The organism is Variovorax sp. TLI9-5A (genome assembly GCF_056867935.1).
On sequence record NZ_CP200310.1, the window covers coordinates 6977560 to 7003357 of the forward strand.

The window sequence follows — 25798 nt, forward strand, 5'->3', positions numbered from 1 at the left end:
CGGCGCTATGCTTTTCGCAGCATGGCCGGTTGACAGGGGTTGCCGAGGTTTACCCAACTTTACGGAGCGTTCAAGCCCTCTTGCTCCCGGTGGACGACCATGAAGCGCATGAGCACCCCCCAACTCCTGATGATCGAAGACGACGCCCGCCTGGCGCAGATGGTGGGCGAATACCTGACGCAGTCGGGCTTCGCGTTCAACCATGCCGGTGACGGCGCCGCCGGGCTCGAGCAGCTGCAGCAGCACGCGCCCGACCTGGTGATCCTCGACCTGATGCTGCCGGACACCGACGGGCTCGAAGTCTGCCGCCGCATCCGCGCGCTACCCGGTCCGCTGTCGAAGGTGTCGGTGCTGATGCTGACGGCCAAGGGCGACCCGATGGACCGCATCATCGGCCTGGAGATCGGTGCCGACGACTACCTGCCCAAGCCCTTCGAGCCGCGCGAACTGCTGGCGCGCATCCGCGCCGTGCTGCGCCGCCGCTCCGAGAACGCCACCGAGGCCGAGGCCTCCACGGTGATGCGCTTCGGCACGCTGGAGATCGACCGCAACGCGCGCACCGTGTCGGTGGGCGGCGCGGTGGCCGACCTCACCTCCTACCAGTTCGACCTGCTGACGGCGATGGCCGAGCGCGCGGGCCGCGTGCTCACGCGCGACCAGATCATGGAAGCCGTGCGCGGCCGCGAACTCGAGGCCTTCGACCGCTCCATCGACGTGCACATGGGCCGCATCCGCGCCGCCATCGAGGTCGACGCGAAGAATCCGAAGCGCATCCTCACCGTGCGCGGCGTGGGCTACGTCTTCGCCAAGCAGCAAGACTAGGCTGACCGCCGATGCTGCGCAGTCTCTATTCACGCCACCTCTACGTCCGCATCTGGCTCGCGGTGGTGGGCGGGGTCGTCATCCTCACGCTGATGGCCAACTGGATCGTGCGCGAAGCCGCCGAGGCCGAGCGCGAGCGGCTGGCGCCGGTGCCGCGCAACGTGGTGGTGCTGGACGCACAGGACAAGCCGATCGGCGCGGGCACCGCGCTGCGCGTGCCGGGCCAGGGCCTGGAGTTCGACGTGACGCTCAGCGACGGCAAGGCCATCACGCTGCGCGTGGCGCCGCGCGAGCGGCCCACGGGCTCGACCGGCTTCGCGCCGTGGCGCACGCCCTTCGGGCTGGGCTGGATGATCGCGCTGGTGGGCGTGGCAGTGGCGCTGGGCGTCTACCCGATCGTGCGGCGCATCACGCAGCGGCTGGAATCGCTGCAGCGCGGCGTGCAGCGATGGGGCGAGGGCGATCTCTCCGTGCGCGTGACAGAAGAAGGGCAGGACGAAGTGGCTGATCTATCCAAACGATTCAACGCGTCGGCCGAGCGCATCGAGCAGCTGGTGCGCTCGCACAAGTCGCTGCTGGCCAACGCCTCGCACGAGCTGCGCTCGCCGCTCACCCGCATCCGCATGGGCCTGGAGCTGATGGGCGAGCGCCCGAGCCAGTCGGCTCGCGAGGAGATTTCGCGCAACATCGGCGAGCTCGACCAGCTCATCGACGAGATCCTCCTGGCCAGCCGGCTCGACGCCAGCGAGGCCGACATGGGCACCATCGAGCCGGTCGACCTGACCGGCCTGGCGGCCGAGGAATGCTCGCAGGTCAACGCCGAACTCGACCTGGCCGACGGCACCGACAACGCCACCCTCACCGTGCCGGGCGTGTCGCGCCTGCTGCGCCGCGCGATCCGCAACCTGCTCGAGAACGCGCGCCGCTACGGCGCCGGCGAAATCGCGGTGGAACTCGGCAGCGCCAACGGCTACGCCACCGTGCGCGTCAACGACCGCGGCCCGGGCGTGCCGCCCGCGCTGCGCGAACGCATCTTCGAGCCCTTCTACCGGCTGCCCGGCGCCAGCGAGCGCAACGGCGGCGTGGGGCTGGGGCTGGCGCTGGTGAAGTCGATCGCCGAGCGCCACGGCGGCACCGTGCGCTGCGAAGACCGCCCGGGCGGCGGCGCGAGCTTCGTGATCCGCCTGCCGGCGGCCGCGCGCAGCCACTGAGCTGCACGCACAGGACCACCCTCGCCCGCGCGGGGCCGTGGTCAGGTTGGCTCCCGGGGCGCCAACCTAAAATCCCGCCCCTATGCAGAGATCGCACATCGTTCGGCCCGCGGCCATGTTCTGGGGGCTGGTGGTGTTCATGCCGGTCGGCGTCACCTATCTATCGGCCATCCTGCTGCTGCTCACCATGCTGGTGGCCGGCGGCCTGGGCGAGCGCTATGCGCGGCTGCGCGCCAACCCGCTGTGGTGGCCGGTGATGGCCTACCTGGCCTGGACCTTCATCGTGCTGGCCATCGGGCAGCACTATCCCGAGACCGGCTCCAACCTGTTCCACGGCATCCGCATCGGCCTCACGATGCTGATGGCGATGGCGCTCACGCGCGAGGAGGCCATCTGGGCGCTGCGCGGCTTCCTGCTGGTCGCGGCGCTCAACATCGTGCTGATCGTCGTCTTCTACGCGGTCGGCGGCTTCAACATCTGGTCGCCGCTGCGCGCGGTGGTGATGGAAGTGGGCAACAAGTCGATCAGCAACGCACTGCTGTTCAGCGTGGTGGCCTCCACCGCCGCCGTGTGGGGCATCGCGCAGATCGCCGCGCACAGGCCGCTGCGCGCCGTCCCGGCCTTCGTGCTGATGCTCGGGCTGGGCCTGGTGGTGGCGCTGCCGCTGACCTCGCGCACCTCGGTGCTCGCGCTGCTGCTGGTGATTCCCGTGGTGTGCATCCACCAGTGGCGCAACCACCTGAAGATGCTGGTGGGCGCGCTGGTGCTGGGCACCGTGGTGCTCGGCGCGGGCCTCTACCAGTTGCCGCAGCTGCAGCACAAGGTCGAAGTCGGCGTGCAGGAAATCGAGGAGGCGCAGGCAGGCGCGGTCTTCAAGGGCAGCTGGGCCATCCGCTACTACATGTACCGCGACACCGGCCTCATGATCGCCGACCGCCCGTTCACCGGCTGGGGCATCGGCGGCTGGACCGACCAGTGGCACAAGCGCGGCCCGGCGCTGCTGGCCGACTCGAACATGCCGCACAACGACTTCCTGTGGGTCGGCGCCCAGGGCGGCCTGCCGGCTCTGCTGAGCCTGCTCATCATCATGGTCGCCGCCGTCTGGCAGGCATGGAAGCGGCCCGACATCGCCGGGCGCTATGCACTGGCCGCGACGCTGATCGCGCTGATCGCATCGAGCGTGAATTCGGCCATGCGAGACGCGCAGATCGGCCTGGCGCTGCTCTTCATCTCGATGGTCTACCTGCGGCTCGCGCAGGAGAAGGACGACCCGGATCCGTGGCGCGGGCTGCTGCCTTCGCGCCTCAAGGGCCTGGAGAGCCTGGGAAAAGACCCCGCCCGCCCGACAGCCTGAAGAGGCATCGGACGGCCGGGGCCGGACGGTTCAGTTGCCGGGCCGGTGGCTCAGTGCCGCGCCGACACCGCCTCGCCGGCCTTCAGCCGGTACACCGTGCCGCAATACGGGCACTTGGCCTCGCCGGTACGCGCCACGTCGAGGTAGACCTTCGGGTGGCTGTTCCAGAGCTTCATGTCGGCCTTGGGGCTGGGGCAGAACACGCCGCCCTGATGATTGAGCTCCTTGGCCAGGAGTTCGACGACTGCATTGGTGGACATGGGTTCTCTCAGACTTTCGTGAGCCAGTGGGCGTACTTGGGGTTCTTGCCGTTCACGATGTCGAAGAAGGCAGACTGGATTTTCTCGGTGATCGGGCCACGCGCGCCGCCGTCGCCGCGGTTGCCGATCTCGACGCGGTCGAGTTCGCGGATGGGCGTGACTTCGGCTGCGGTGCCGGTGAAGAAGGCCTCGTCGGCGACGTAGACCTCGTCGCGCGTGATGCGCTTTTGCACCAGCTCCAGGCCCAGGTCCTTGCACACGTGCAGGATGGTGTTGCGGGTGATGCCGTTGAGCGCGCCGGCCGACAGGTCGGGCGTGTAGACCACGCCGCCCTTGACCACGAAGATGTTCTCGCCCGCGCCTTCCGACACGAAGCCGCTCGCGTCGAGCAGCAGCGCCTCGTCGTAGCCGTCGTCCAGCGCTTCCATGTTGGCCAGGATCGAGTTGGTGTAGTTGCTCACCGTCTTGGCCTGCGTCATCGTGATGTTGACGTGGTGGCGGGTGTAGCTCGAAGTCTTCACGCGGATGCCGCGCTTCATGCCCTCTTCGCCCAGGTAGGCGCCCCAGGACCAGGCCGCGACCATGGCGTGGATCTTGTTGCCCTTGGGGCTCACGCCCAGCTTCTCGGAGCCGATCCAGATCAGCGGGCGCAGGTAGCAGCTCTCGAGCTTGTTCTCGCGCACCACCTGCTTCTGGGCCTCGTTGAGCTGTTCCTGCGTGAAAGGGATTTTCATGCGCAGGATCTTGGCGCTGTTGAACAGGCGCTCGGTGTGCTCGGCCAGGCGGAAGATCGCGGTGCTGCCATCGGCCGTCTTGTAGGCGCGCACGCCCTCGAAGGCGCCGCAGCCGTAGTGCAGCGTGTGGCTCAGCACGTGGATCTTGGCATCGCGCCAGTCCACGAGTTCGCCGTCCATCCAGATCTTGCCGTCACGGTCGTCCAGCGAGGGGGGGATCGAGCTCATTTCCTGATTCCTTTGGGATCGGTGTGGGGGTGCGACAGGAAGGGAAGTCGCAAAAGCTTGCGATTTTACGGCCGCGCCCGGAACGGGGTGCCCGACAATGGCCGGCTGTCCAAACCGTTGGAAAAAGGGTTTCCGTGTCCGTATTCAAGAACGTCATCGTCTATCGCATCGAACCCGCCTGGTCCCAGACATTGGCCGAGGCGGAAGAAGGCCTGGGCAGGCAGCGCTTCGAGCCCTGCGGCCCCTCGCAGGAAAAGTCCGCCGGCTGGATCGAGCCCCGCGGCGAAGCCAACGGCCCGCTGGTGGAGTCCATCGACGGCCAGTGGCTGGTCGAATACATGATCGAGAGCAAGCAGGTGCCCGGCTCGGTGGTTCGCCGCAAGGTCGACGAGCGCTGCGCCCACATCGAGGCCACCACTGGCCGCAAGCCCGGCAAGAAGGAAAAGAAGGAGCTCAAGGAAGACATCACCCTGGAGCTGCTGCCCATGGCCTTCACCCGCAGCGCGCGCGTGACGGTGTGGATCGACAAGGCCGAGAACCGCCTGGTGATCAACACCGGCAACGCCTCGCGCGCCGACGAAGTGGTCACCAGCCTCGTGAAGTCGCTCGACGGCTTCGCGGTGGCGCTCATCAACACCCAGATCGAGCCCGCCGCCGCCATGGCCAACTGGCTGCTCACGCAGGAGCCGCCGGCGGGCTTCACCATCGACCGCGAGTGCGAGCTCAAGGCCAGCGACGACTCCAAGGCCGTGGTGCGCTACGCCAAGCACCCGCTGGACATCGACGAGGTGAAGCAGCACATCACCGACGGCAAGCGTCCCACCCGCCTCGCGCTGACCTGGGACGACCGCGTCTCCTTCGAGCTCACGCACGGCCTGCTGATCCGCAAGATCGCCTTCCTCGAAGGCACGGGCGACGGCGCGGCAGGCGGCAAGAAGGAAGACAACTTCGACGCCGACGTGGCCATCGCCACGGGCGAACTGGGACAGTTGGTGCCGGCGCTGCTCGATGCGCTGGGTGGCGAAGCTGCCTTCTCGGCGGCAGCGCCGGACGAAGCCCCGAAGCCTGCCGCTGCAGCCGCGCCCACGACGACGGTGTCTGCCGACGCACCCGAGGAAGAAGACGCGCCGTTCTGAGGCCGTGGTGGCTCAGGCGACCAAGTAGGTCTGGGCCAACCTCACCCAGCAAGCGGCTCCCAATGGCAGCACTTCGTCGTTGAAGTCGTAGCCGGGGTTGTGCACCATGCAGCCGCCGAACTCGCCCTCCCCGTTGCCCAGCAGCAGGTAGCAGCCGGGCAGTTCGGAGAGCATCCAGGCGAAGTCCTCGCTGCCCGCGAAGCCCTTGGGCGCCTGCGTGATGACGTTCTCCTCGCCCACCAGCTCGGCGCACACGCGCGCCGCCAGCTGCGTCTCGGCCGCGGTGTTGACCACCGGCGGCACCAGCGCCCGGTAGTCGATCTCGGCCTCCACGCCGTGCGCCTGCGCGGTGAGGCTCACGATCTCGCGGATGCGCTGCTCGACCAGCGCGCGAGTCTCGGGCCGTGCCGCGCGCACGTTCAGGCCCAGCGACACCGACTGCGGAATCACGTTGTGCGTGGCGCCGCCGCGGATGAAGCCCACCGACACCACCGCCGTGTCGTCCGGCGCCACGTTGCGCGCCACCACCGTCTGCAGGGCCGTCACCACCGCCGCCGCCGCCGCGACCGGGTCGCGCGCGCGATGCGGCATGGCGCCGTGCCCGCCCACGCCCTTGATGGTCACGTCGGCCACGTCGGAGGACAGCGTGAGCGGCCCCTCGACCGCCAGCATGGTGCCCACCGGCACGCCTGGCGCGTTGTGCAGCGCGTACACCGCATCGCAGGGGAAGCGCTCGAACAGGCCGTCCTCGATCATCGCGCGCGCGCCGCAGAGGTTCTCCTCGTCGGGCTGGAAGATCAGGTTCAGCGTGCCGTCGAAGTCGCGCGCCTTCGCCAGTGCCTTGGCCGCCGCCAGCAGGATGGCCGTGTGGCCGTCGTGCCCGCAGGCGTGCATGCGCCCCGCATTGCGGCTCGCGTACGGCAGGCCGGTGGCCTCGGTGATGGGCAGCGCGTCCATGTCGGCGCGAATGCCCAGGCGGCGCGTGCCGCTGCCTAGCCTGAGCTGCGCCACGATGCCGGTTCGGCCGATGCCGGTGTGCACCTCGTAGCCCCAGCTGCGCAGCAGGTTCGCGACGAGTTCGCTGGTGGCGTTGACCTCGAAGCCGAGCTCGGGGTTGGCGTGGATCTGCCTGCGGATGTCGACGAAGGCCTGGGTGTCGACGTCGGCCTGCGGCAGCAGGCGCGACAGGAGCTTCGTGGTCTGGGGGCTGAGTTGGCGGGTCATTCGGGGAGCTTCTTCCTTGTTCCTTGTTGCTGTCGTCGTCGACGGGGTTCAGGCCGCCTTGCGCTCGCGCAGGCTCAGCAGCGCGCCGAGGCTCAGCACGCCGCAGACCATCATGTAGAAAGCGGGCGACATCGGATTGCCGGTCTTCGCGAGCAGCCATGTCACGATGAACTGCGACGAGCCGCCGAACACCGTCACGCCCACGCTGTAGATCACCGAGATGCCGCTGGCGCGCACGCCGGCCGGCAGCATCTCCAGCAACATCAGGAACATGGGCGTGGTGCCGATGTTCACGCTCGCGGTGAGCAGCGCCGACAGGCACAGCACCAGCGGCACGCTCGGGTACTGGCCGATGAGCCAGAACACCGGATACACCGCGATCACGCTGAAGAGCAGCGAGCCGATCACCAGCGGCTTGCGGTCGGGCAGCCTGTCGGCCAGCCGCCCCGCCACCAGCGACACCACGAACAGCGTGATGCCCGTGACGCAGCCCGACAGCAGCGACAGCGACGGCGGCATGTGCAGCACGCGGATCATGTAGGTGGGCATGAAGAACACCACGAGGTACATCGTGGCCGTGCCGGCGGTGGTGGCCAGGATGCCCTTGAGCACCAGCCCGCCGTGCTCGCGCAGCAGCCGGCCGATGGGGCTGGACTCGTGGCTCTCGGCGACGTGGGTTTCTTCCAGGTGCGCGCGGATGTAGAGCCCCACCGGCGCGATCAGCAGCCCGAGCAGGAACGGCAGGCGCCAGCCCCAGCTCTCCAGCGAGGCCTGCGGCAGCGCGGCATACAGCGCGGCGCCGGTGAGCGCACCCAGCAGCGCCGAAACGCCCTGGCTCGCGAGCTGCCAGCTCACGCGGAAGCCCCGGCCCTTCACGCCGCCCGCCTCCATCAGCATCGACGTGGCGGCACCCACCTCGCCGCCGAGCGAGAAGCCCTGCAGCAGCCGGCCCAGCACGATCATCAGCGAGCCGAAGACGCCGGCCGACGCATAGGTGGGCGCGAAGGCAATGCACAGCGTGCCGAGCACCATGAGGCCGATGGTCAGCGTCATCGCCGCCTTGCGGCCCTTGCGGTCGGCGTAGTTGCCGATGATCACGCCGCCCAGCGGGCGCATCACGAAGCCGATGCCGAAGGTGGCCACCGCCAGCAGCAGCGAGCCGTAGGGGCTGTCGGAGGGAAAGAAGAGCTTGCCGATCAGCAGCGCGAAGAAGCTGTAGACGGTGAAGTCGTACATCTCCAGCGCATTGCCCAGCGAACAGGCGGCGATCAGGCGGAACTGGCTCTGCTTCCTTCCCTTGCCGTGCTGCACCACGGCAGTTGGTGAAGAGGCCCCGATCGGGCTTGCGGGCAATGCGGCTTCGCTCATCTAATGTCACTCCACGTACAGGTTGCGAGAGGGCGTGCATCGACTGCGGGCCCGTTCGCGGCGGAGTATTCAGGCAAAGCGCTGCGGCGAAGAATCACAAATTTTCATGCTGATAACCAAACGGCATCCCCGTCATAAACAGTCGCCGGAGGCCATCGGGACAACCCCCAAGAGGCCTCTTTCCGGGAGCGGCGCACCACGATGAAGCTGCAACAGTTGCGCGTACTGCTCGCCGTGGCGCAGCACGGCAGCATCCACGAGGCCTCGCGCAGCCTGCACACCACGCAGCCCGCGCTGTCGAAGACCATCTCGGAACTGGAGCGCGAGCTCGGCGTGACGCTGATGTCGCGCTCCACGCGCGGCGTAAGCCTCACGGCCTACGGCACGGCGCTGGTCAAGCGCGCGAGCGTGGTCGAGCAGGAGTTGCGGCACGCGCTGGAGGACATCGAGGCGATACGCGGGCACGACGAGGCGCAGCTCAACATCGGCTTCACCGCCGTGGCCTCGAGCGGGCCGCTGCCCGATGCGATGGCGTCGTTTCGCAGGCGCTTTCCCAACGTGGCGCTGCGCGGCTTCGAGCTGCGGCCGCAGCAGATCTTCGAAGGCCTGCGCGAGGGGCGGCTCGACCTGGGGCTGGTCTCCACCTGCAACGGGCCGGGCACCAACGCCTTCCAGTGGGAGCCGCTCTTCTCGGTGGCCATGCACCTGTCGGTGCGCGCCGGCCATCCGCTGCGGCGCGTGCGCAAGCTGCAGCCGCTGGTGGACGCCGACTGGCTGGTGCTCGATCCCATCGACGACGCGGGCAGCCCGCTGGTGAGCACGATGAACATGCACGGACTGGAGATGCCCAGGCGCATGGTGCAGAGCGCCTCGAACCTGCTGGGCCTGCAGCTGGCCACGCAGACCGACCTGATCAGCATGTGGTCGGACTTCGTGTTCCACGGGGCGGGGCCGCTGCGGCTGCAGCCCCATCTGCTGGAGAAATTGCCGATCACCGACGAGCTGCCGGACTTCGACGTGTTCCTGGTCTACCGCTCGGCCGACCTGATGACGCACGCATGCGCCGAATTCGCGAAGGAGGCGCGCCACCAGGCGAAGGCCAATCCGCCGTGGCGGCAGCCCCGGCGCAAGGGAAGCACGGCCTAGGCGGCCGTGTTGTTGCCCTCGTCGTCAGCCGGCGTTTCGGGGCGGGTGAGGGTCCAGCTCTGCAGCTTGCCGCCGTTGAACACGGCATCGACATACGAGCTGCCGCCGTCGGTCCAGCGGTAGTGCTCGGGCTGTTCGTCCTTGGGGGAGCGCAGTTCACCGAGGGCGCGGGTCATCGCGATCACGTGCATCAGCGTCACGCCCGGCTTGAGCTTGGCGTTGAGCATCACCGCGCTGGCCACGTAGCCCACCGGCCGCTCGGCCGCGCGCTTGAGCACCTGCATGGCGCGGTTGAAGTGGAGCAGCAGGAACATCACGATTGCGCCGCCGGCCAGGGCGACACCGCCCCATCCGGCCGCGCGCCAGGCCAGCGCCATGACGACGATGGCGCCAAGAGGCAGCAGAAAGTTCTTGAAATTCATGGCGCGCATTGTCGCCGCCCGTGCACGCTCTCCGAAGTAGCCACCCCGACTACCGCGAGGGGCGAAAAACGGTACTCGGCTTCAAAAGCGATCCGTACCGGCGCATCGGCAGGCACATTTCGCCGCACGGGCATCTGCCCGGGCCACCGAAAAGCGTATGACCATTCCGCGCTCCGTCACATTCGTTCGTCTCACCCTCGCCGCCACGCTCACGGCCGCCGCGCTCAGCGGTTGCTACGTCGTGCCGCTCGGGCAACCCGCTCCCTCGGCGCCGCCTTCGCAGGCTTACGCCGTCGCGCCGGGCCCGGTCGCACAGACCTTCAACGCGCGGCTGTACCCGTCGAATGCCGAGGCCTCGCGCTACGGCGTCGTCGCCGGCACGGTGACCAACGACATGAACGGCCGCGGCCACTTCAACGCACAGATCGGCGGCGAACAGTTTCAGGGAGAGGCAACCCGGGTCGCCGGCTCGCGTGCCAACGGTGTGGCGAATGCCACCGGCAGCCGCGGCGGCAACCTGAGTTGCCAGTATTCGATGAACTCGGCCACGCTGGGCAGCGGCCAATGCGTGCTCAACAGCGGACCGGCGTTCACGATGCACATCGGGGGATAGGGAGGGTAGGCCCGGCGCGCCACCGCGCGCGCCGGGTCATTTTTTCCCCAACTTCAGTCGAGGCGGCGGACCACCTCCATCGCCTCCTCGATGCGGTCCACCGCGTGGATCGTCAGCCCTTCGATTTCCTTCGCGCCCTTTTTGGGCGCGTTCGCCTTGGGCACCACCGCCACGCTGAAGCCCAGCTTGGCGGCCTCGCGCAGGCGCTCCTGCCCGCGCGGCGCGGGACGCACCTCGCCGGCCAGGCCCACTTCGCCGAAAGCGATGAAGCCCTTGGGCAACGGCTTGCCGCGCAGGCTGGAGGTGATGGCCAGCATCACGGCCAGGTCGGCCGCAGGCTCGCTGATGCGAACGCCGCCCACCGCGTTCACGAACACATCCTGGTCCATGCAGGCCACGCCGGCATGGCGGTGCAGCACCGCCAGCAGCATCGCGAGGCGGTCGCGGTCCAGGCCCACCGAGAGGCGGCGCGGGCTCGGGCCGCCGTTGTCGACCAGCGCCTGGATTTCCACCAGCATCGGCCGCGTGCCTTCCAGCGTGACGAGCACCACGCTGCCGGGCACGGGCTCGGCATGCTGGCTCAGGAAGATCGCGCTCGGGTTGGTCACGCCCTTCAGGCCGCGCTCGGTCATGGCGAACACGCCGATCTCGTTGACCGCGCCGAAGCGGTTCTTGATGGCGCGCACGAGGCGGAAGCTCGAATGCGTGTCGCCCTCGAAGTACAGCACCGTGTCGACCATGTGCTCCAGCACGCGAGGGCCGGCGAGCGCGCCCTCCTTCGTGACGTGGCCCACCAGCACCACCGCCGTGCCGCTGGTCTTGGCGAAGCGCGTGAGGTGCGCCGCGCATTCGCGCACCTGCGCCACCGAGCCCGGGGCCGAGGTGAGCTGGTCGGAATACACGGTCTGGATCGAGTCGATCACCGCGATGGCCGGGCGCGTGGCGTCCAGCGTGGCGATGATCTTCTCGAGCTGAATCTCGGCCAGCACCTGCACCTGCGAGTGGTCGAGGCCCAGCCGCCTGGAGCGCAGCGCCACCTGCGAGCCGCTTTCCTCGCCGGTGACGTAGAGCGCGTTCTGCCCGGCATGCTGCAGCGCGTCGACCGCCTGCAGCAGCAGCGTCGACTTGCCGATGCCCGGGTCGCCGCCGATGAGCGTGACGCCGCCGGAGACGATGCCGCCGCCCAGCACGCGGTCGAGCTCGTCGATGCCGGTGGGCGTGCGCGCGACGTCGGTCGCCTCGATCTCGGAGAGCGTCGCAAGCTCCGATGCCCCCGCGAGCGACGCGAACTGGGTGCCGAAGCGGTTGTTGGCGGGCCCGCTGCCCGCGCCCGCGACCTGCTCGACGAGCGTGTTCCATGCGCCGCAGCTGGGGCATTTGCCCAGCCACTTCGGGCTGGTGCCGCCGCATTCGCTGCAGACGAAAAGTGTTTTGTCCTTGGCCATCCTTCGAGTTTAGGTGGCCGGGCGCGACACCTCGTCAGTCGTTGGCCTGGAAGTTCACCGCCTTCATGATCGCCGCCCATCGCGCGGTGTCCTCGCGCATGGTCTTCAGCAGCGCCTCGGGGCCGTCGCCGACCGGGTACATGCCGTTCTGCAGCAGCTGCTGGCGCACCTCGCGCGAGTTCACCGCGCGCGTGAACTCGGCGCGCAGCTGGTCGACCACCGGCTTCGGCGTCTTCTGCGGCGCGTAGTAGGCGAACCAGGCGGTCGCCACCACATCCTTCAGGCCGCTCTCGACGAAGGTGGGCAGGCTGGGCATCAGCGGCGAGCGCTTCTCGCCGCTGGTGGCGATCACCTTCACGCGGCCGCTCGGCAGCAGCTGCAGCGCGCCGCCGACGGTGTCGAAGTAGGCGGGGACGATGCCGCCCATCACGTCCTGGCGCGCCGGTGTGGAGCCGCGGTAGGGCACGTGCACCATCGACAGCCCCGCCGATCGATTGAGCATCTCGCCGAGAAAGTGCGAGGGCGTGCCCGCGCCGTACGACGCGAAGCTCACGCCGCCCGGCTGCTTCCTGGCCCAGGCGATGAATTCGGCGACCGTGTTGGCCGGCACGTCCTTGTGCACCACCAGCGCAAGCTCGAAGCGGGCCGCGTTGATGAGGGGCTGGAAGTCCTTGATCGGGTCGTAGCTCAGGTTTTTGTAGGCGCTGGGGAACATGGTCATCATGCTCGCGGTGCCCAGCAGCAGCGTGTGGCCGTCGGGCGCGGCGGTCTTCACCACGTCGACCGCGATGCGCCCGGCGGCGCCGGAGCGGTTGTCGACGATGAGCGGGCCGAGCGACTCGCGCACTTCCTGCGCGATGGCGCGCGTGAGCACGTCCTGCGTGCCGCCGGCGGGCACGCCGATCAGCACGCGGATGGGCGTGCCGCGCGCGATCGCCTGCTGTGAAGTCTGCTGCTGGGCCTGCACCGTGGCGGCGAGCGGCGCAAGGGCCATGCCGCCGAGCGTGGCCAGTACGCGGCGGCGGCTCGATGGGTGCAGGGGCCGGGAATCTGTAGTCATCTGTCTTTTGTCTCCGTTCTTTCCCGCCTGCGCAGCGCACGGCAGGTCGCAGCCACTGTAGAGCGCCGACAATTGGTTCATCTAATCAATCATCGCCCGGGCAAACCCCTATGCCTCTGCACGCGCCGCCGCGCACGCTCGACGACCTGCTGCTCTACCGCACCAGCCGGCTGCTGTCGGTCGCGGGCAGCATGGTGATCAGGCTGTGCGAGGGGCGCTTCGGCATCACGCGGCGCGAATGGCGGCTCATCGCCACGCTCGCGGGGCATGGCGCACTGGGCTCGTCGCAGCTGGCGGAGCATGCGCAGCTCGACCGGGCGCGCACGTCGCGCGCGGTGAGTTCGCTGGTCGACAAGGGGCTGGTCTCGCGGGAGCAGCCCGCGGGCGACCGTCGCCATGTGCTCCTGCGCCTGACCGCAAGGGGCACGAAGCTGCATGCGGAGTTGTATCCGCTGGTCTGCGCGATCAACACCGAGCTGCTCGGCGCGCTGGACACCGCCGAGGCCGCGCTGCTCGACGACATGCTGCAGCGCCTGCACGCGCGCGGCGAGGCGATGGTGGCCGCGGCCGACCTGCCCAAGGCCGACCGGCGCCGCCGCGAAGCACCCGCCGCGCGCTGAAGCCCGCCGCACGGCTCATCCGTGCATACCCTAGGTTTGCGAATCGATCGAGCAATCGGCTAGGAAAGCCGCGACGATTCATTTAACATGTTAAGTAATTTCGGAAGAGACAAGCCTTGAGCACCACATTCACTCATCGCAACTTGCCGCGCCTTCTGCTGCAGGCACGCGAAGCCGTGATGGCCCACACCCGGCCCAGCCTGCGCGAGCACGCGCTGTCCGACCAGCAATGGCGCGTGCTGCGCGTGCTGGGCGAGCACGGCGCGGTCGACACCGGCCGCGTGGCGCGCGAGGCCTTCATCCTCGGGCCCAGCCTCACCGGCGTGCTCGCGCGCATGGAGCGTGACAACCTCATCACCCGTTCGCGCGATCCGGCCGACCAGCGCCGCACCGTGGTCGAGGCCACGCCGCACGGCATGAAGCTGGTGAAGCGGCTGGGCAGCAGCATCGAGGCCCACTACGACTGGATGGAAAAGTCCCTCGGCAAGGCCAAGCTCGCGCAGCTCTACGGGCTGCTCGACGAACTCATCGCACTGGAGCAACCTTCGCCATGAGCAGCACTCCCCATTTCCTGCCCACGGGCACGGTCTACGGCACCCTGCTGAACTTCCGCGCCGAAGCCGAAGCACTCGCACCGCAGATGACGCAGCCGCCCTACAAGGCACCGCCCAAGGCGCCTGTTCTCTACGTGAAGACGGCCAACACCTGGAGCCCGCATGGCAGCGCCATCACGGTGCCCGCAGATGTGCCCGAAGTGGAGGTCGGCGCGAGCATCGGCATGGTGATCGGCGCCGAGGGCGACATCGAAGGCTTCGTGCTGATGAACGACCTGTCGATCCCGCACGCCAGCTTCTTCCGCCCGCCGGTCAAGTTCAAGTGCGTCGACGGCTTCCTCGGCATCGGCCCCGTGCTGCGCGACGCGCAGGAGGTGGCCGACCCCGCGAACTTCCGCGCCGAGGTGCGCATCAACGGCGAGCTCAGGCAGTCGCTCGACTTCTCGCAGCTCGTGCGCCCGGCGCAGCAGCTGCTCGCCGACATCGGCGAATTCATGACGCTCGCGCACGGCGACGTGCTGATGCTCGGCTGCGGCGCCGGCCGGCCGCTGGCACGCGCGGGCGACCGCATCGACATCTCCGCGCCGGGCTTCGAAACCCTGAGCAACACGCTGGCGAAGGAAGCCACGGCATGAAGCACGCACGCGTCATCTTCGAAGGCCGCGAGCACACCGGCTCGAGCCACGAGTTCAACGGCCAGCCCGATGCGGCCGTGCGCCTGGACGACGGCCGCGTCGTGCCACAGGAGCAGCTGGTGTGGCTGCCGCCGCTCGCGCCGGTCGCGCGGCCGCGCACCATCCTCGCGCTGGGCCTGAACTACGCCGACCACGCCAAGGAACTCGAGTTCAAGGCGCCCGAGGAGCCGCTGGTGTTCGTCAAGGGCCAGAGCGCGCTCATCGGCCACCGCCAGCACACGCAGCGCCCGGCTGGCGTGCAGTTCATGCACTACGAATGCGAACTCGCCATCGTGGTCGGCAAGACCGCAAGGAACGTGAAGCGCGACGACGCCCACGACTTCATCGGCGGCTACACGGTGGCCAACGACTACGCCATCCGCGACTACCTCGAGAACTGGTACCGCCCCAACCTGCGCGTGAAGAACCGCGACACCTGCACGCCGCTGGGCCCGTGGTTCGTGGACGCCGTGGACATCGCCGACCCGATGGCGCTCGCGCTGCGCACCACGGTGAACGGCACCGTCACGCAGGAAGGCAACACGCGCGACATGATCTTCGACGCGCCCTTCCTCATCGAGTACTTCAGCCGCTTCATGACGCTCTCGCCGGGCGACCTGATCCTCACCGGCACGCCCGACGGCGTGGTCGACTGCAAGCCGGGCGACGAGGTCGTCACCGAGATCGAAGGCGTCGGCGCGCTGGTCAACACCATCGCGGCGGCCTGACCCTGGACCCTGCACGCGTCGCGGGCCCGCCGTCGCGACGCATTTTTCATTGCCACATCCATAACCAGATCAGCGGAGACAACACGACATGATCACCGGCAGAAAGCTCCTACAGTTCACCGCCGCCGCGCTCGCGCTGGCCGTCTCGGCCACTGCCGTCGCGCAGACCGCCTACCCCTCCAAGCCCGTGCGCTGGGTGGTCGGCTACCCGGCCGGCGGCGGCACCGACTTCCTCGCGCGCACCGTGGGCGCGCAGGTCTCGCAGCAGCTGAGCCAGCCGGTGCTGGTGGACAACCGCCCCGGCGCGGGCGCGATCATCGCGTCGGAGAACGTGGCGCGCTCGCCGGGCGACGGCTACACCGTGTTCTCGGCCGACAACGGCGTGCTGGTCTACAACCCCGCGCTCTACAAGAAGCTGCCCTACGACGCCGAGAAAGACTTCGCCCTCGTCGGCATGATGGGCCGCTCGCCGCTCATCATCACCGCCGCGCCCAATGCAGGCATCGCCGATGCAAAGGCGCTGCTGGCCGCGCTGAAGGCGTCGCCGGGCAAATACAGCATTGCCACGCCCGGCACCGGCAGCCCGCACCACCTGGCGCTGGAGCTGTTCCAGCGCGAGGCCGGCGTCTCGATGCTGCATGTGCCCTACAAGGGCGGCGCGCCCGCGCTGCAAGACCTCATGGGCGGACAGGTCGCGCTGATGATGCTCGACCTGCCCAGCGGCGTGAGCGCCGTCAAGGCCGGCAAGGTGATTCCGCTGCTGGCCATGTCGGGCGAGCGCGTGCCGCAGCTGCCCAACATTCCCACCGCCAAGGAACTGGGCTTCGCCAGCGTCGAGGCCTACACATGGCAGGGCCTCGTGGCACCCGCCGCCACGCCGAAGGAAGTGCAGGCGAAGCTGGGCGCCGAGCTGCAGAAGGCCATGGCCGATGCCGGCGTGAAGCAGAAGCTCTACGACGCCGGCTGGGAAGCACGCCCCGCCGACGCCACCGAAATGACGCGCTACACCGATTCGGAGCGCAAGAAATGGCATGCGCTCATCAAGGCGCGCGACATCAAACTGGACTGAGTGAACCGGACCTTTCTGGACTTTTTTTCCATGCAACAGATCGACCATCTCATCGGCGGCAAGTCCGTCAAGGGCTCGGACTACTTCGAGACCGTCAACCCCGCCACGCAGGAAGTGCTGGCCGAAGTCGCCTCGGGCGGCGAGGCCGAAGTCAACGCCGCCGTGGCCGCCGCGAAGGAAGCCTTTCCCAAGTGGGCCGGCATGCCCGCACCCGAGCGCGCGAAGCTGATCCGCAAGCTCGGCGACCTGATCGCCAAGCACGTGCCCGAGATCGCGCAGACCGAAACCAACGACTGCGGCCAGGTGATCGCGCAGACCGGCAAGCAGCTCATTCCACGCGCGGCCGACAACTTCTACTACTTCGCCGAGATGTGCACGCGCGTGGACGGCCACACCTACCCGACGCCCACGCACCTGAACTACACGCTGTTCCATCCGGTGGGCGTGTGCGCGCTCATCAGCCCGTGGAATGTGCCCTTCATGACGGCCACCTGGAAGGTCGCGCCCTGCCTGGCCTTCGGCAACACCGCGGTGCTGAAGATGAGCGAGCTCTCGCCGCTGACGGCCGCCCGCCTGGGCGAGCTGGCGCTGGAAGCCGACATTCCGCCGGGCGTGCTGAACCTGGTGCACGGCTACGGCAAGGAAGCCGGCGAGCCGCTGGTGGCGCACCCCGACGTGCGCGCCATTTCCTTCACCGGCTCCACCGCCACCGGCAACCGCATCGTGAAGAGCGCGGGCCTGAAGAAGTTCAGCATGGAGCTCGGCGGCAAGAGCCCCTTCGTGATCTTCGAGGACGCCGACCTCGACCGCGCGCTCGACGCGGCCGTGTTCATGATCTTCAGCAACAACGGCGAGCGCTGCACCGCCGGCTCGCGCATCCTGGTGCAGCAGTCGATCTACGCCGACTTCGCCGCGAAGTTCGCCGAGCGCGCAAAACGCATCACCGTGGGCGACCCGCTGGACGAGAAGACCATCGTCGGCCCGATGATCTCGCAAGCCCACCTGGCCAAGGTGCGCAGCTACATCGAGCTGGGCCCGAAGGAAGGCGCGACGCTGCTGTGCGGCGGGCTCGAAGCGCCCTCGAACCTGCCCGACCGGGTGAAGAAGGGCAACTACGTGGTGCCCACCGTGTTCGCCGAGGTGGACAACCGCATGAAGATCGCCCAGGACGAGATCTTCGGCCCGGTGGCCTGCCTCATTCCGTTCAGGGACGAGGCCCACGCCATCGAGCTGGCCAACGACATCCAGTACGGCCTGAGCAGCTACGTGTGGACCGAGAACATCGGCAAGGCACACCGCGTGGCCGCCGCCGTCGAGGCCGGCATGTGCTTCGTCAACAGCCAGAACGTGCGCGACCTGCGCCAGCCCTTCGGCGGCACCAAGGCCTCGGGCACCGGCCGCGAAGGCGGCACCTGGAGCTACGAGGTGTTCTGCGAGCCGAAGAACGTGGCGGTGTCGCTGGGCTCGCACCACATTCCGCACTGGGGCGTGGCGTGAGCACACGCCGCCGCATGCTGCTGCAAGGCGCGGCCGCATTCGCGACCCTGCCCTTGCTGGCGCGTGCACAGGGCACATGGCCCAACAAGCCGATCCGCGTGATCGTGCCCTTCACGCCAGGCGGCACCACCGACTTCGTCGCGCGCCTCGTCGGCACGGAGCTGTCGAAAACGCTGGGCCAGCCGCTGATCGTCGACAACAAGCCCGGCGCGGGCACGGTGATCGGCGTCGACGCCGCCGCCAAGGCCGCGCCCGACGGCTACACCTTCGTCTGCGTGGCCAACAGCTTCACGGCCAACCAGACGCTGATCCGCAAGCTTCCCTACGACACGCAGAAAGACCTGCGCCCGGTCGCGCTCATGGGCATGTCGGAGCACGTGCTCGCCACCCACCCCAACAGCGGCCTGAAGACGCTGGCCGACCTGCGCAACGCCGCCAAGGCCAAGCCCGGCACGCTGAGCTTCGCCTCCTTCGGCAACGGCACCTCGGCGCATCTCTCCGGCGAGATGCTCAAGCTGCAGATGGGCCTGGACATCGTGCACGTGCCCTACAAGGGCCAGGGCCCGGCGCTCACCGACCTGCTGGGCGGGCAGGTGACGATGATGTTCGGCAACTGGCCCGAGTTCCGCGGCCACATCCAGAGCGGCAAGCTGCTGGCGCTGGGCATGGCGACCGCGCAGCGCTCGCAGTACGCGCCCGCCATACCCACACTGGCCGAACAGGGCGTTCCCATCGAGTCCAATTCGTGGAACGGCCTGCTGGCGCCCGCCGGCACGCCCGACGCCATCGTTGCGCGCATGAACGCCGAGGTGAACCGCGCGCTCGCGGGCCCCGCGGTGACCGAGGCCTTCCAGAAGGGAGGCATCGCGTCACTGTCGGGCACGCCGGAGCGCTTCGCGGCCTTCATCCAGAGCGAGATCGCGAAGTACGGCGAGGTGATCCGCAAGGCCAACATCCAGATCGAGGGCTGAACCATGAGCCTCTATGCGATGCAGAAATTCCTCTTCGCGCTCAACCGCGAGCCCGAGGTGCAGCGCCGCTATGCCGAAGGCGGCGAGACGCGCGCTGCGCTGCTGGGGGCCTGCGACTTCACCGAAGAGGAACGCGAAGCCATCGACAGCGGCGACATCGGCAAGCTCTACGTGCTGGGATGCAACGGGCAGCTGCTGATGCACTTCGCGCCGCTGCTGGGCATTCCTTGGGCCGACTACCTCGAAGCCATGCGCGAAGGCGTGCGCAAGTACGGTCCCGTGCGCGCCGGCATCTACGCAATGACAACCGGAACCGACGAGAAAGTGGCTGGAATATGAAGACCCCCACGCTCCCCACTTTGTGTGGTTCGCTGCCCCCCGAGGGGGCGCTCGATGCCCTTCGGGCGGCCGGGCGGGCATCGAGATGAGTCTCGTATTCGCAGGCGTGTGCAGCCACGCCCCCGGCATCACCGGCCGCGCGCACCTGGCCGACCCTGCCGTGAAGGACGAGTTCCACGCGCAGTTCCATCGCTTCGGCGAGGCGATGCGCGCGACGAAGCCCGACGCAGTGATCGTGATCGCCGCCGAGCACTTCGCGAACTTCTTCATGAACAACATGCCGGCCTACGCGATCGGCATGGCCGACAGCTACGAGGGTCCGATCGAAGACCCGAAGTGGCTGGGCATCGAGAAGCACCGCGTTCCCGGCGACGCCGCGCTATCGCAGCGGCTGATCCGCGAGGTGATGCAGACGGTGGATGTGGCCTACGCGGAGGAGTGGAAGTTCGACCACGGCATCATGGTGCCGCTGAACTTCCTCACGCCGGAGTTCGACACCAAGGTCATCCCCGTGAACATCAACTGCCAGGGCCCACCGCTCACACCGCTGCACCGCGCCTGGGCCTTCGGCGAGGCATTGCGCCGCGCCTGCGACAAGGTGCCCGAGCGCATCGCGCTGGTGGGCACGGGCGGCATCTCGCACTGGCCGGCCACGCCCGATTCGGGCAAGGTCAACGCCGAGTGGGACGCCGAGTTCATGCGCCGCTGGTGCGCCAACGACCGCGACGCACTGCTCTCGCAGACCGACTACGGCGACGAGGCCACCTACCGCGAGGCAGGCCAGGGCGGCTTCGAGATCCGCACCTTCATCAGCGTGGCGGCCGCTGCACGCGGCAAGGGCGAGATCTTCCACATGAAGGCGATCCCGATCTTCGCGGTGACGTGCACGGCCGCGACGATGTCGGTCGAATGAAAAGGAGCGAGCGACGATGCCCCACCTGGTGATCCTCTACACGCCGAACATCGAGGCCGAGACCGACATGCAGGCGCTGTGCCGCTCGCTGGCCGACACCATGCTCGCGCAGCGCGATGAATCGGACAAACCGGTGTACCCCACCGGCGGCACGCGCGTGCTGGCCTACCCCGCCGCGCACTACGCGGTGGCCGACGGCAAGGCCGACTACGCCTTCGTGTACCTCAACCTGCGCATGGCCGCGGGGCGCTCCGAGGCCGTGAAGAAGAAGGCCGGCGACGACCTGCTGGCGGCCGTGCGTGCGCATTTCGCGCCGATCTTCGACAAGCGCCACATCGGCATCACGCTGCAGATCGACGAAAGCCCGGGGCAGGTGTACGACGGCAAGCACAGCAACCTTCACCCACTGTTCAACAAGACCTGAGACGACCACCGCCCATGCTGTCCCCAGCCACCATCGCCCAACTGGCCGCCGAACTGCACGAAAGCGAGAAGTCGCGCGTGCAGGTCGAGCACTTCTCCAAGCGCTTTCCCGAGATGACGATTGAAGACGGCTACGCCATCTCGCGCGAGTGGGTGAAGACCAAGATCGCCGAGGGCCGCACCGTCAAGGGCCACAAGATCGGCCTGACCTCGCGCGCGATGCAGCAGTCCAGCCAGATCGACGAGCCCGACTACGGCACGCTGCTGGACGACATGTTCTTCGAGCAGGGCGGCGACATCCCGTTCAAGCGTTTCATCGCGCCGCGCATCGAGGTGGAGCTGGCCTTCGTTCTGGGCAGGAAGCTGCAGGGCCCGAACGCGACCATGTTCGACGTGCTGGCCGCCACCGACTACGTGGTGCCCGCCATCGAGATCATCGATGCGCGCATCGAGCAGTTCGACCGCCACACCAAGGCGCCGCGCAAGGTGTTCGACACCATCTCCGACAACGCGGCCAACGCCGGCATCGTGATGGGCGGCCGGCCGGTGAAGCCCGACGCGGTGGACCTGCGCTGGGTGAGCGCGCTGCTCTTCAAGAATGGCGTGATCGAGGAATCGGGCGTGGCCGCCGCCGTGCTCAATCACCCCGCCAACGGCGTGGCCTGGCTCGCCAACAAGCTCGCGCCCTGGGACGAATGCCTGGAGGCTGGCGAAGTGGTACTGGGCGGCTCGTTCACGCGGCCGACGACGGCCGTGCCCGGCGACACTTTCCACGCCGACTACGGACCTCTCGGCTCCATCTCGTTTCGCCTTGCCTGAAAGAAAGACGCAATGCACACACCCATCAACACCTTCAAGCAGGCTCTTGCGGCCGGCAAGCCCCAGATCGGCCTGTGGGTCGGGCTGGCCGACGGCTACGCGGCCGAGATCCTGGCCGGCACCGGCTACGACTGGCTGCTGGTCGACGGCGAGCACGCGCCCAACGACGTGCGCTCGGTGCTCGCGCAGTTGCAGGGCATCTCCAGCGCATGGTCGGCGCAGGCCGAAGCCGACCGCTCGCACCCGATCGTGCGCATTCCGGTGGGCGACACCACGCTGATCAAGCAGTACCTGGACATCGGCGCGCAGACGCTGCTGGTGCCCATGGTCGACACCGCCGAGCAGGCCGCGCGGCTGGTGCAGGGCATGCGCTATCCGCCCGAGGGCATCCGCGGCATGGGCAGCGCGCTGGCGCGTGCCTCGCGCTGGCAGGCCTACCCCAACTACCTGCACGAGGCCAACGCGCAGACCTGCCTGCTGGTGCAGGCCGAGACGGTGGAAGCGATGAAGAACCTCGACGCCATCGCGGCCACGCCGGGCGTGGACGGCGTGTTCATCGGACCGGCCGACCTGTCTGCCTCGATGGGCTTCGTGGGCCAGCCCAACCACCCCGAAGTGCAGGCGGTGATCGCCGACGCCATCGCGCGCATCCTCAAGGCCGGCAAGGCGCCGGGCATCCTCTCGACCACCGAGGAGCAGGCACGCAAGTGGCTCGCGGCCGGCGCGCTGTTCGTGGCGGTGGGCGTGGACACCATCGTGCTGGCGGCGGCGGCGAAGCAGTTGCTGGCCAAGTACAAGGCCGCACCGGGCGCGGCCTCGCCCAACGGCTACTGATTTCCTTCACTCACAGGAGCACCCTTGATGCAACGCATGACTTTGGCGGCCGTGGCCGCGGCAACCACCCTGTTCCTCGCCGCCTGCGCACCGATGGGCGCCGGCAAGCAGGGCCCTACCGCCCAGCAGGAAGCCAACCGCCAGGCCGTGCTCGCCTTCTACGAGAAGGGCCTGAACCAGAAGGACGCCGACGCGGCCCTGCAATACGTAGGCAACCGCTACGTGCAGCACAACCCGACGGCGGCCGACGGCCCCGAGGGTTTCCGCAAGTTCATCGCCTTCCTGCGCGAGAAGTTCCCGAACTCGAAGAGCGAGATCAAACGCAGCTTCGTCGACGGCGACTACGTGATCCTGCACGTCAATGCGATCCGCGAGCCGGGCACACGCGGCAGCGCCATCGTCGACATCTTCAAGCTGGAGAACGGAAAGATCGTCGAGCACTGGGACGTGGTGCAGCCGGTGCCCGAGACCGCCGCGAACAAGAACGGCATGTTCTGACCGCACTCCTTCTTCCACGACCAGCCAGCCCCGACGCCAGCCGATGACCAAACCCGACGATCCGAACAGCAGCAGCAAGCGCTTCCGCTCCGCCACCATCCGCGAGGGCACGATCCGCGCGACCACGCGCAGCTTCCTGCATGCGCTGGGCCAGGACGACGAGGACATCGCGCGCCCGCACGTCGGCGTGTTCCACACGGGCGGCGAGATGAGCCCCTGCAACCTCAACCTGCGCGAGCAGGCGCAGCACGCCAAGACCGGCATCTACGCCGGCGGCGGCACGCCGCACGAATGCCCGGTGGTGTCGATCAGCGACGGGCTGACGATGGCGCATTCGGGCATGCGCTTCTCGCTGATCTCGCGCGAGCTCATCGCCGACAGCGTGGAAGCCTCCACGCGCGGCCACCAGTGGGACGGCATCTTCGCCATCGGCGCCTGCGACAAGAACCTGCCGGGACTGATGATGGGCATGGTCCGCTGCAACGTGCCCAGCGTGTTCGTGCACGGCGGCTCGGCGCTGCCGGGCCAGATGCCGGGGCCCGACGGGCAGGACCTGAACGTGGTCGACACCTACGAGACCATCGGCAAGGTGCTGGCCGGCACCGCCACGCACGACGAACTCGACGCCATGAGCCGCGCCTGCCTGCCCACGGCCGGCGCCTGTGCGGGGCAGTTCACGGCCAACACCATGGGCATGGTGTCGGAGGCGCTGGGCCTCGCACCGATCGGCTCCAGCATGGTGCCGGCCGTGTTCAGCGAGCGGGCGCCGCTGATGCGCCGCGCCGCGAAGACGCTGATGAAGGCGGTGCTTGGCGACGGCCCGCTGCCGCGCGACATCGTCACGCGCAAGGCGCTGGAAAACGCCTGCGCCGTGGTCTCGGCCACGGGCGGTTCGACCAACGCCGCGCTGCACCTGCCGGCCATCGCGCACGAGGCGGGCATCAGGTTCCACCTCGACGACGTGGCCGAAATCTTCGCCCGCACGCCGCTCATCGCCGACCTGCGCCCGGGCGGCAAGTACCTGGCGCGCGACGTGTTCTACATCGGCGGCGCGGGCGTCATCCTGCGCACGCTGCTGGAGCAGGGCTTCCTGCACGGCGACGCGCTCACCTTCACCGGCCGCACCATGGCCGAGGAACTGGCCGGCGCGCTGGCGCCCGACGGCCGCGTGGTGCGCGAGGCGGGCAACCCGATCACGCGCGACGGCGGGCTGGCGGTGCTCAAGGGCAACCTGTGCCCCGACGGCGCGCTGCTCAAGACGGCGGGTCTCAAGGGCCTGGTGTTCCGCGGTCCGGCGCGCGTCTTCAATTCGGAAGAAGAAGCCCAGACCGCCGTGCAGAACCGCCTGTACGAGGCGGGCGACGTGATCGTGATCCGCAACGAAGGCCCCAAGGGCAGCCCCGGCATGCGCGAGATGCTGGGCATCACCGCACTGCTCTACGGCCAGGGCATGGGCGACAAGGTGGCGCTGCTGACCGATGGGCGTTTCTCGGGCGCGACGCGCGGCCTGTGCATCGGCTATGCGGGGCCCGAGGCGGCGGACGGCGGACCGATCGCGGCGCTGCGCGACGGCGACGTGATCGCCATCGACGCGCGGGCCGAGGTCCGCTCGATTTCGGTCGAACTGAGCGCGGAGGAAATCAACGCCCGGCTGGCCGGACGTGAGGTAAACGCGGGGGTCGGCAGAGGCGGTGTACTGGAAAAATACGCGCTCACCGTGCGCCCTGCCCACCAGGGCGCCGTGACCCACTCGGGCGCGGTCACCTGGCTGCGCGACGCGTCTTGATCGACCCCTCCATAACCACCGTCCGGAGAGAGACACCATGAGCTTCACGCGCCGCCAGATCCTGCAGACCACCAGCGCATCCGCCTTGCTGGCCAGCATTGGCCAGAACGTCTTCGCGCAGGCGACGACGAACCTCGAGACCGCCACCATCGTCACCGGCTTCGCAGCCGGCGGCACCTCCGACACCACCTGCCGCCGCCTTGCGACGAAGCTCGGCGGCGACTACGCGAAGACCGTGGTGGTGGAGAACCGCACCGGCGCGGGCGGCCAGATCGCCGTGGGCTACGTGAAGGGCCGTCCGGCCGACGGCGGCACCATCCTGCAGACGCCGACCTCGATCCTCACGATCTACCCGCACATCTACAAGAAGCTGCCGTACGACCCGATGACCGACCTCACGCCGGTCAGCATCGCCTGCATCTTCGATTTCGGCTTTGCCGTCGGCCCGGCGGTGCCGGCCAGCGTGAAGACCGTGCCCGAGTTCCTGGCCTGGGCCAAGGCGAACCCGGCCGGCGCCAACTACGGCTCGCCGGCCGCGGGCTCCACGCCGCACTTCATCGGCGCGCTGCTGGGCAAGAAGGGCGGCGTCGAGCTCAAGCACGCTGCCTACCGCGGCACGCAGCCGGCCATGCTCGACCTGCTGGGCGGCAATATCTCGGCGGTGTCGGGGCCCATCGGCGACATCACGCAGCACCTGCCCACGGGCAAGGTGCGCATCCTGGGCGTGTCGGGTGCCAAGCGCAGCCGCTTCGCGCCCGACGTGCCCACCTTCGGCGAACAGGGCCTGAAGGACATGGCGCACAGCGAGTGGTTCGCCTTCTTCCTGCCGGCCAAGGCCTCGCCCGAACTAGTGGCGAAGCTGAACACCGCGATGAAGAACGCGCTCGCGCAGAAGGACGTGATCGACGGCCTCGGCACCTTCGGGCTGGAAGCGATGTCTTCCACGCCGGCCGAGCTGACGGAACTGCTGAAGAAGGACACCGCCAAGTGGGCGCCGATCGTCAAGGAAGTCGGCTTCACTGCTGAAGGTTGAAACACATGAAGGAACTG

28 protein-coding genes are annotated in these 25798 nt (G+C 68.5%); 21 read left to right on the forward strand and 7 right to left on the reverse strand.

Features of this window, described 5'->3' with window-relative positions:
- The first annotated feature begins 99 nt into the window (after window positions 1-99).
- From AC1VNX_RS33115 to AC1VNX_RS33125, 3 genes are all read left to right on the forward strand, one after another.
- Window positions 100-822: a response regulator gene (locus AC1VNX_RS33115; RefSeq protein ID WP_301503841.1), complete on the forward strand. Its 723-nt coding sequence runs from the start codon at window positions 100-102 to the stop codon at window positions 820-822.
- Window positions 823-833: 11 nt separating this feature from the next.
- A complete protein-coding gene (locus tag AC1VNX_RS33120) occupies window positions 834-2033 on the forward strand; it encodes an ATP-binding protein (RefSeq protein ID WP_483161732.1) in 1200 nt (399 codons plus the stop codon).
- Window positions 2034-2115: 82 nt separating this feature from the next.
- A complete protein-coding gene (locus tag AC1VNX_RS33125; protein ID WP_483161733.1) occupies window positions 2116-3387 on the forward strand; it encodes an O-antigen ligase family protein in 1272 nt (423 codons plus the stop codon).
- A 50-nt stretch (window positions 3388-3437) separates the two neighbouring features.
- On the opposite strand, the gene AC1VNX_RS33130 is transcribed toward AC1VNX_RS33125, so the two are convergent.
- On the reverse strand, window positions 3438-3647 hold the full coding sequence (locus AC1VNX_RS33130) for a zinc-finger domain-containing protein (RefSeq protein ID WP_013538728.1): 210 nt from the start codon (window positions 3645-3647) through the stop codon (window positions 3438-3440).
- Window positions 3648-3655: 8 nt separating this feature from the next.
- Complete coding sequence (locus tag AC1VNX_RS33135; RefSeq protein WP_483161734.1) at window positions 3656-4609, reverse strand: branched-chain amino acid transaminase; 954 nt, start codon at window positions 4607-4609, stop codon at window positions 3656-3658.
- Window positions 4610-4743: 134 nt separating this feature from the next.
- Between AC1VNX_RS33135 and AC1VNX_RS33140 the strand changes: the two genes are divergently transcribed.
- A complete protein-coding gene (locus tag AC1VNX_RS33140; RefSeq protein WP_483161735.1) occupies window positions 4744-5745 on the forward strand; it encodes a recombination-associated protein RdgC in 1002 nt (333 codons plus the stop codon).
- 12 nt (window positions 5746-5757) lie between these two features.
- Here AC1VNX_RS33140 and AC1VNX_RS33145 read toward each other — a convergent pair whose 3' ends face one another.
- Together AC1VNX_RS33145 and AC1VNX_RS33150 are read right to left on the reverse strand one after the other, a co-directional pair.
- Window positions 5758-6969, reverse strand: coding sequence for a M20 aminoacylase family protein (locus tag AC1VNX_RS33145; RefSeq protein ID WP_483161736.1), 1212 nt, complete (start codon window positions 6967-6969; stop codon window positions 5758-5760).
- A 48-nt stretch (window positions 6970-7017) separates the two neighbouring features.
- Window positions 7018-8337, reverse strand: a complete 1320-nt coding sequence (locus AC1VNX_RS33150) for an MFS transporter (RefSeq protein ID WP_483161737.1) — start codon at window positions 8335-8337, stop codon at window positions 7018-7020.
- Between the two features lie 201 nt (window positions 8338-8538).
- On the opposite strand from AC1VNX_RS33150, the gene AC1VNX_RS33155 reads away from it, so the two are divergent.
- Window positions 8539-9483: a LysR family transcriptional regulator gene (locus tag AC1VNX_RS33155; protein ID WP_483161738.1), complete on the forward strand. Its 945-nt coding sequence runs from the start codon at window positions 8539-8541 to the stop codon at window positions 9481-9483.
- On the opposite strand, the gene AC1VNX_RS33160 is transcribed toward AC1VNX_RS33155, so the two are convergent.
- Window positions 9480-9914: a glycerate kinase gene (locus tag AC1VNX_RS33160; protein ID WP_483161739.1), complete on the reverse strand. Its 435-nt coding sequence runs from the start codon at window positions 9912-9914 to the stop codon at window positions 9480-9482. The genes AC1VNX_RS33155 and AC1VNX_RS33160 overlap by 4 nt on opposite strands.
- Before the next feature lie 148 nt (window positions 9915-10062).
- On the opposite strand from AC1VNX_RS33160, the gene AC1VNX_RS33165 reads away from it, so the two are divergent.
- Window positions 10063-10518, forward strand: a complete 456-nt coding sequence (locus AC1VNX_RS33165; protein ID WP_369660009.1) for a hypothetical protein — start codon at window positions 10063-10065, stop codon at window positions 10516-10518.
- A gap of 53 nt (window positions 10519-10571) precedes the next feature.
- On the opposite strand, the gene radA is transcribed toward AC1VNX_RS33165, so the two are convergent.
- Together radA and AC1VNX_RS33175 are read right to left on the reverse strand one after the other, a co-directional pair.
- Window positions 10572-11963 (reverse strand): DNA repair protein RadA, encoded by a 1392-nt coding sequence (radA, locus tag AC1VNX_RS33170; RefSeq protein WP_483161740.1) that lies wholly within the window; start codon window positions 11961-11963, stop codon window positions 10572-10574.
- Between the two features lie 34 nt (window positions 11964-11997).
- Window positions 11998-13023, reverse strand: a complete 1026-nt coding sequence (locus AC1VNX_RS33175) for a Bug family tripartite tricarboxylate transporter substrate binding protein (RefSeq protein ID WP_483161741.1) — start codon at window positions 13021-13023, stop codon at window positions 11998-12000.
- A gap of 110 nt (window positions 13024-13133) precedes the next feature.
- On the opposite strand from AC1VNX_RS33175, the gene AC1VNX_RS33180 reads away from it, so the two are divergent.
- The 15 genes from AC1VNX_RS33180 to AC1VNX_RS33250 all read left to right on the forward strand — a co-directional run bounded on the left by AC1VNX_RS33180 (window position 13134) and on the right by AC1VNX_RS33250 (window position 25781).
- Window positions 13134-13643, forward strand: coding sequence for a MarR family winged helix-turn-helix transcriptional regulator (locus AC1VNX_RS33180; protein WP_483161742.1), 510 nt, complete (start codon window positions 13134-13136; stop codon window positions 13641-13643).
- Window positions 13644-13759: 116 nt separating this feature from the next.
- Window positions 13760-14197: a homoprotocatechuate degradation operon regulator HpaR gene (hpaR, locus tag AC1VNX_RS33185; protein ID WP_483161743.1), complete on the forward strand. Its 438-nt coding sequence runs from the start codon at window positions 13760-13762 to the stop codon at window positions 14195-14197.
- Window positions 14194-14832, forward strand: coding sequence for a fumarylacetoacetate hydrolase family protein (locus AC1VNX_RS33190; protein WP_483161744.1), 639 nt, complete (start codon window positions 14194-14196; stop codon window positions 14830-14832). Before hpaR ends, AC1VNX_RS33190 begins: the two co-directional genes overlap by 4 nt.
- Window positions 14829-15599: a fumarylacetoacetate hydrolase family protein gene (locus AC1VNX_RS33195; RefSeq protein WP_483161745.1), complete on the forward strand. Its 771-nt coding sequence runs from the start codon at window positions 14829-14831 to the stop codon at window positions 15597-15599. The genes AC1VNX_RS33190 and AC1VNX_RS33195 overlap by 4 nt, the downstream gene beginning before the upstream one ends.
- 88 nt (window positions 15600-15687) lie before the next feature.
- The gene (locus AC1VNX_RS33200) at window positions 15688-16668 is read left to right on the forward strand and encodes a Bug family tripartite tricarboxylate transporter substrate binding protein (RefSeq protein WP_483161746.1); all 981 of its coding nucleotides are present in this window, start codon (window positions 15688-15690) and stop codon (window positions 16666-16668) included.
- Window positions 16669-16698: 30 nt separating this feature from the next.
- A complete protein-coding gene (gene hpaE, locus AC1VNX_RS33205; RefSeq protein WP_483161747.1) occupies window positions 16699-18165 on the forward strand; it encodes a 5-carboxymethyl-2-hydroxymuconate semialdehyde dehydrogenase in 1467 nt (488 codons plus the stop codon).
- A gap of 14 nt (window positions 18166-18179) precedes the next feature.
- Window positions 18180-19136 (forward strand): tripartite tricarboxylate transporter substrate binding protein, encoded by a 957-nt coding sequence (locus AC1VNX_RS33210; protein ID WP_483162061.1) that lies wholly within the window; start codon window positions 18180-18182, stop codon window positions 19134-19136.
- Between the two features lie 3 nt (window positions 19137-19139).
- Complete coding sequence (locus tag AC1VNX_RS33215; protein WP_483161748.1) at window positions 19140-19475, forward strand: aromatic ring-opening dioxygenase subunit LigA; 336 nt, start codon at window positions 19140-19142, stop codon at window positions 19473-19475.
- Between the two features lie 85 nt (window positions 19476-19560).
- Window positions 19561-20388 (forward strand): DODA-type extradiol aromatic ring-opening family dioxygenase, encoded by an 828-nt coding sequence (locus AC1VNX_RS33220; RefSeq protein WP_483161749.1) that lies wholly within the window; start codon window positions 19561-19563, stop codon window positions 20386-20388.
- Between the two features lie 16 nt (window positions 20389-20404).
- A complete protein-coding gene (locus AC1VNX_RS33225) occupies window positions 20405-20812 on the forward strand; it encodes a 5-carboxymethyl-2-hydroxymuconate isomerase (RefSeq protein ID WP_483161750.1) in 408 nt (135 codons plus the stop codon).
- A 14-nt stretch (window positions 20813-20826) separates the two neighbouring features.
- A complete protein-coding gene (hpaH, locus tag AC1VNX_RS33230) occupies window positions 20827-21630 on the forward strand; it encodes a 2-oxo-hept-4-ene-1,7-dioate hydratase (RefSeq protein ID WP_483161751.1) in 804 nt (267 codons plus the stop codon).
- A gap of 12 nt (window positions 21631-21642) precedes the next feature.
- Complete coding sequence (gene hpaI, locus AC1VNX_RS33235) at window positions 21643-22464, forward strand: 4-hydroxy-2-oxoheptanedioate aldolase (protein WP_483161752.1); 822 nt, start codon at window positions 21643-21645, stop codon at window positions 22462-22464.
- A 27-nt stretch (window positions 22465-22491) separates the two neighbouring features.
- Entirely contained in the window at window positions 22492-22962 is a 471-nt protein-coding gene (locus tag AC1VNX_RS33240) for a nuclear transport factor 2 family protein (protein ID WP_483161753.1), read from the forward strand.
- A gap of 43 nt (window positions 22963-23005) precedes the next feature.
- A complete protein-coding gene (gene ilvD, locus AC1VNX_RS33245) occupies window positions 23006-24748 on the forward strand; it encodes a dihydroxy-acid dehydratase (RefSeq protein ID WP_483161754.1) in 1743 nt (580 codons plus the stop codon).
- Window positions 24749-24785: 37 nt separating this feature from the next.
- Window positions 24786-25781: a Bug family tripartite tricarboxylate transporter substrate binding protein gene (locus tag AC1VNX_RS33250; protein WP_483161755.1), complete on the forward strand. Its 996-nt coding sequence runs from the start codon at window positions 24786-24788 to the stop codon at window positions 25779-25781.
- Window positions 25782-25798 lie beyond the last annotated feature (17 nt).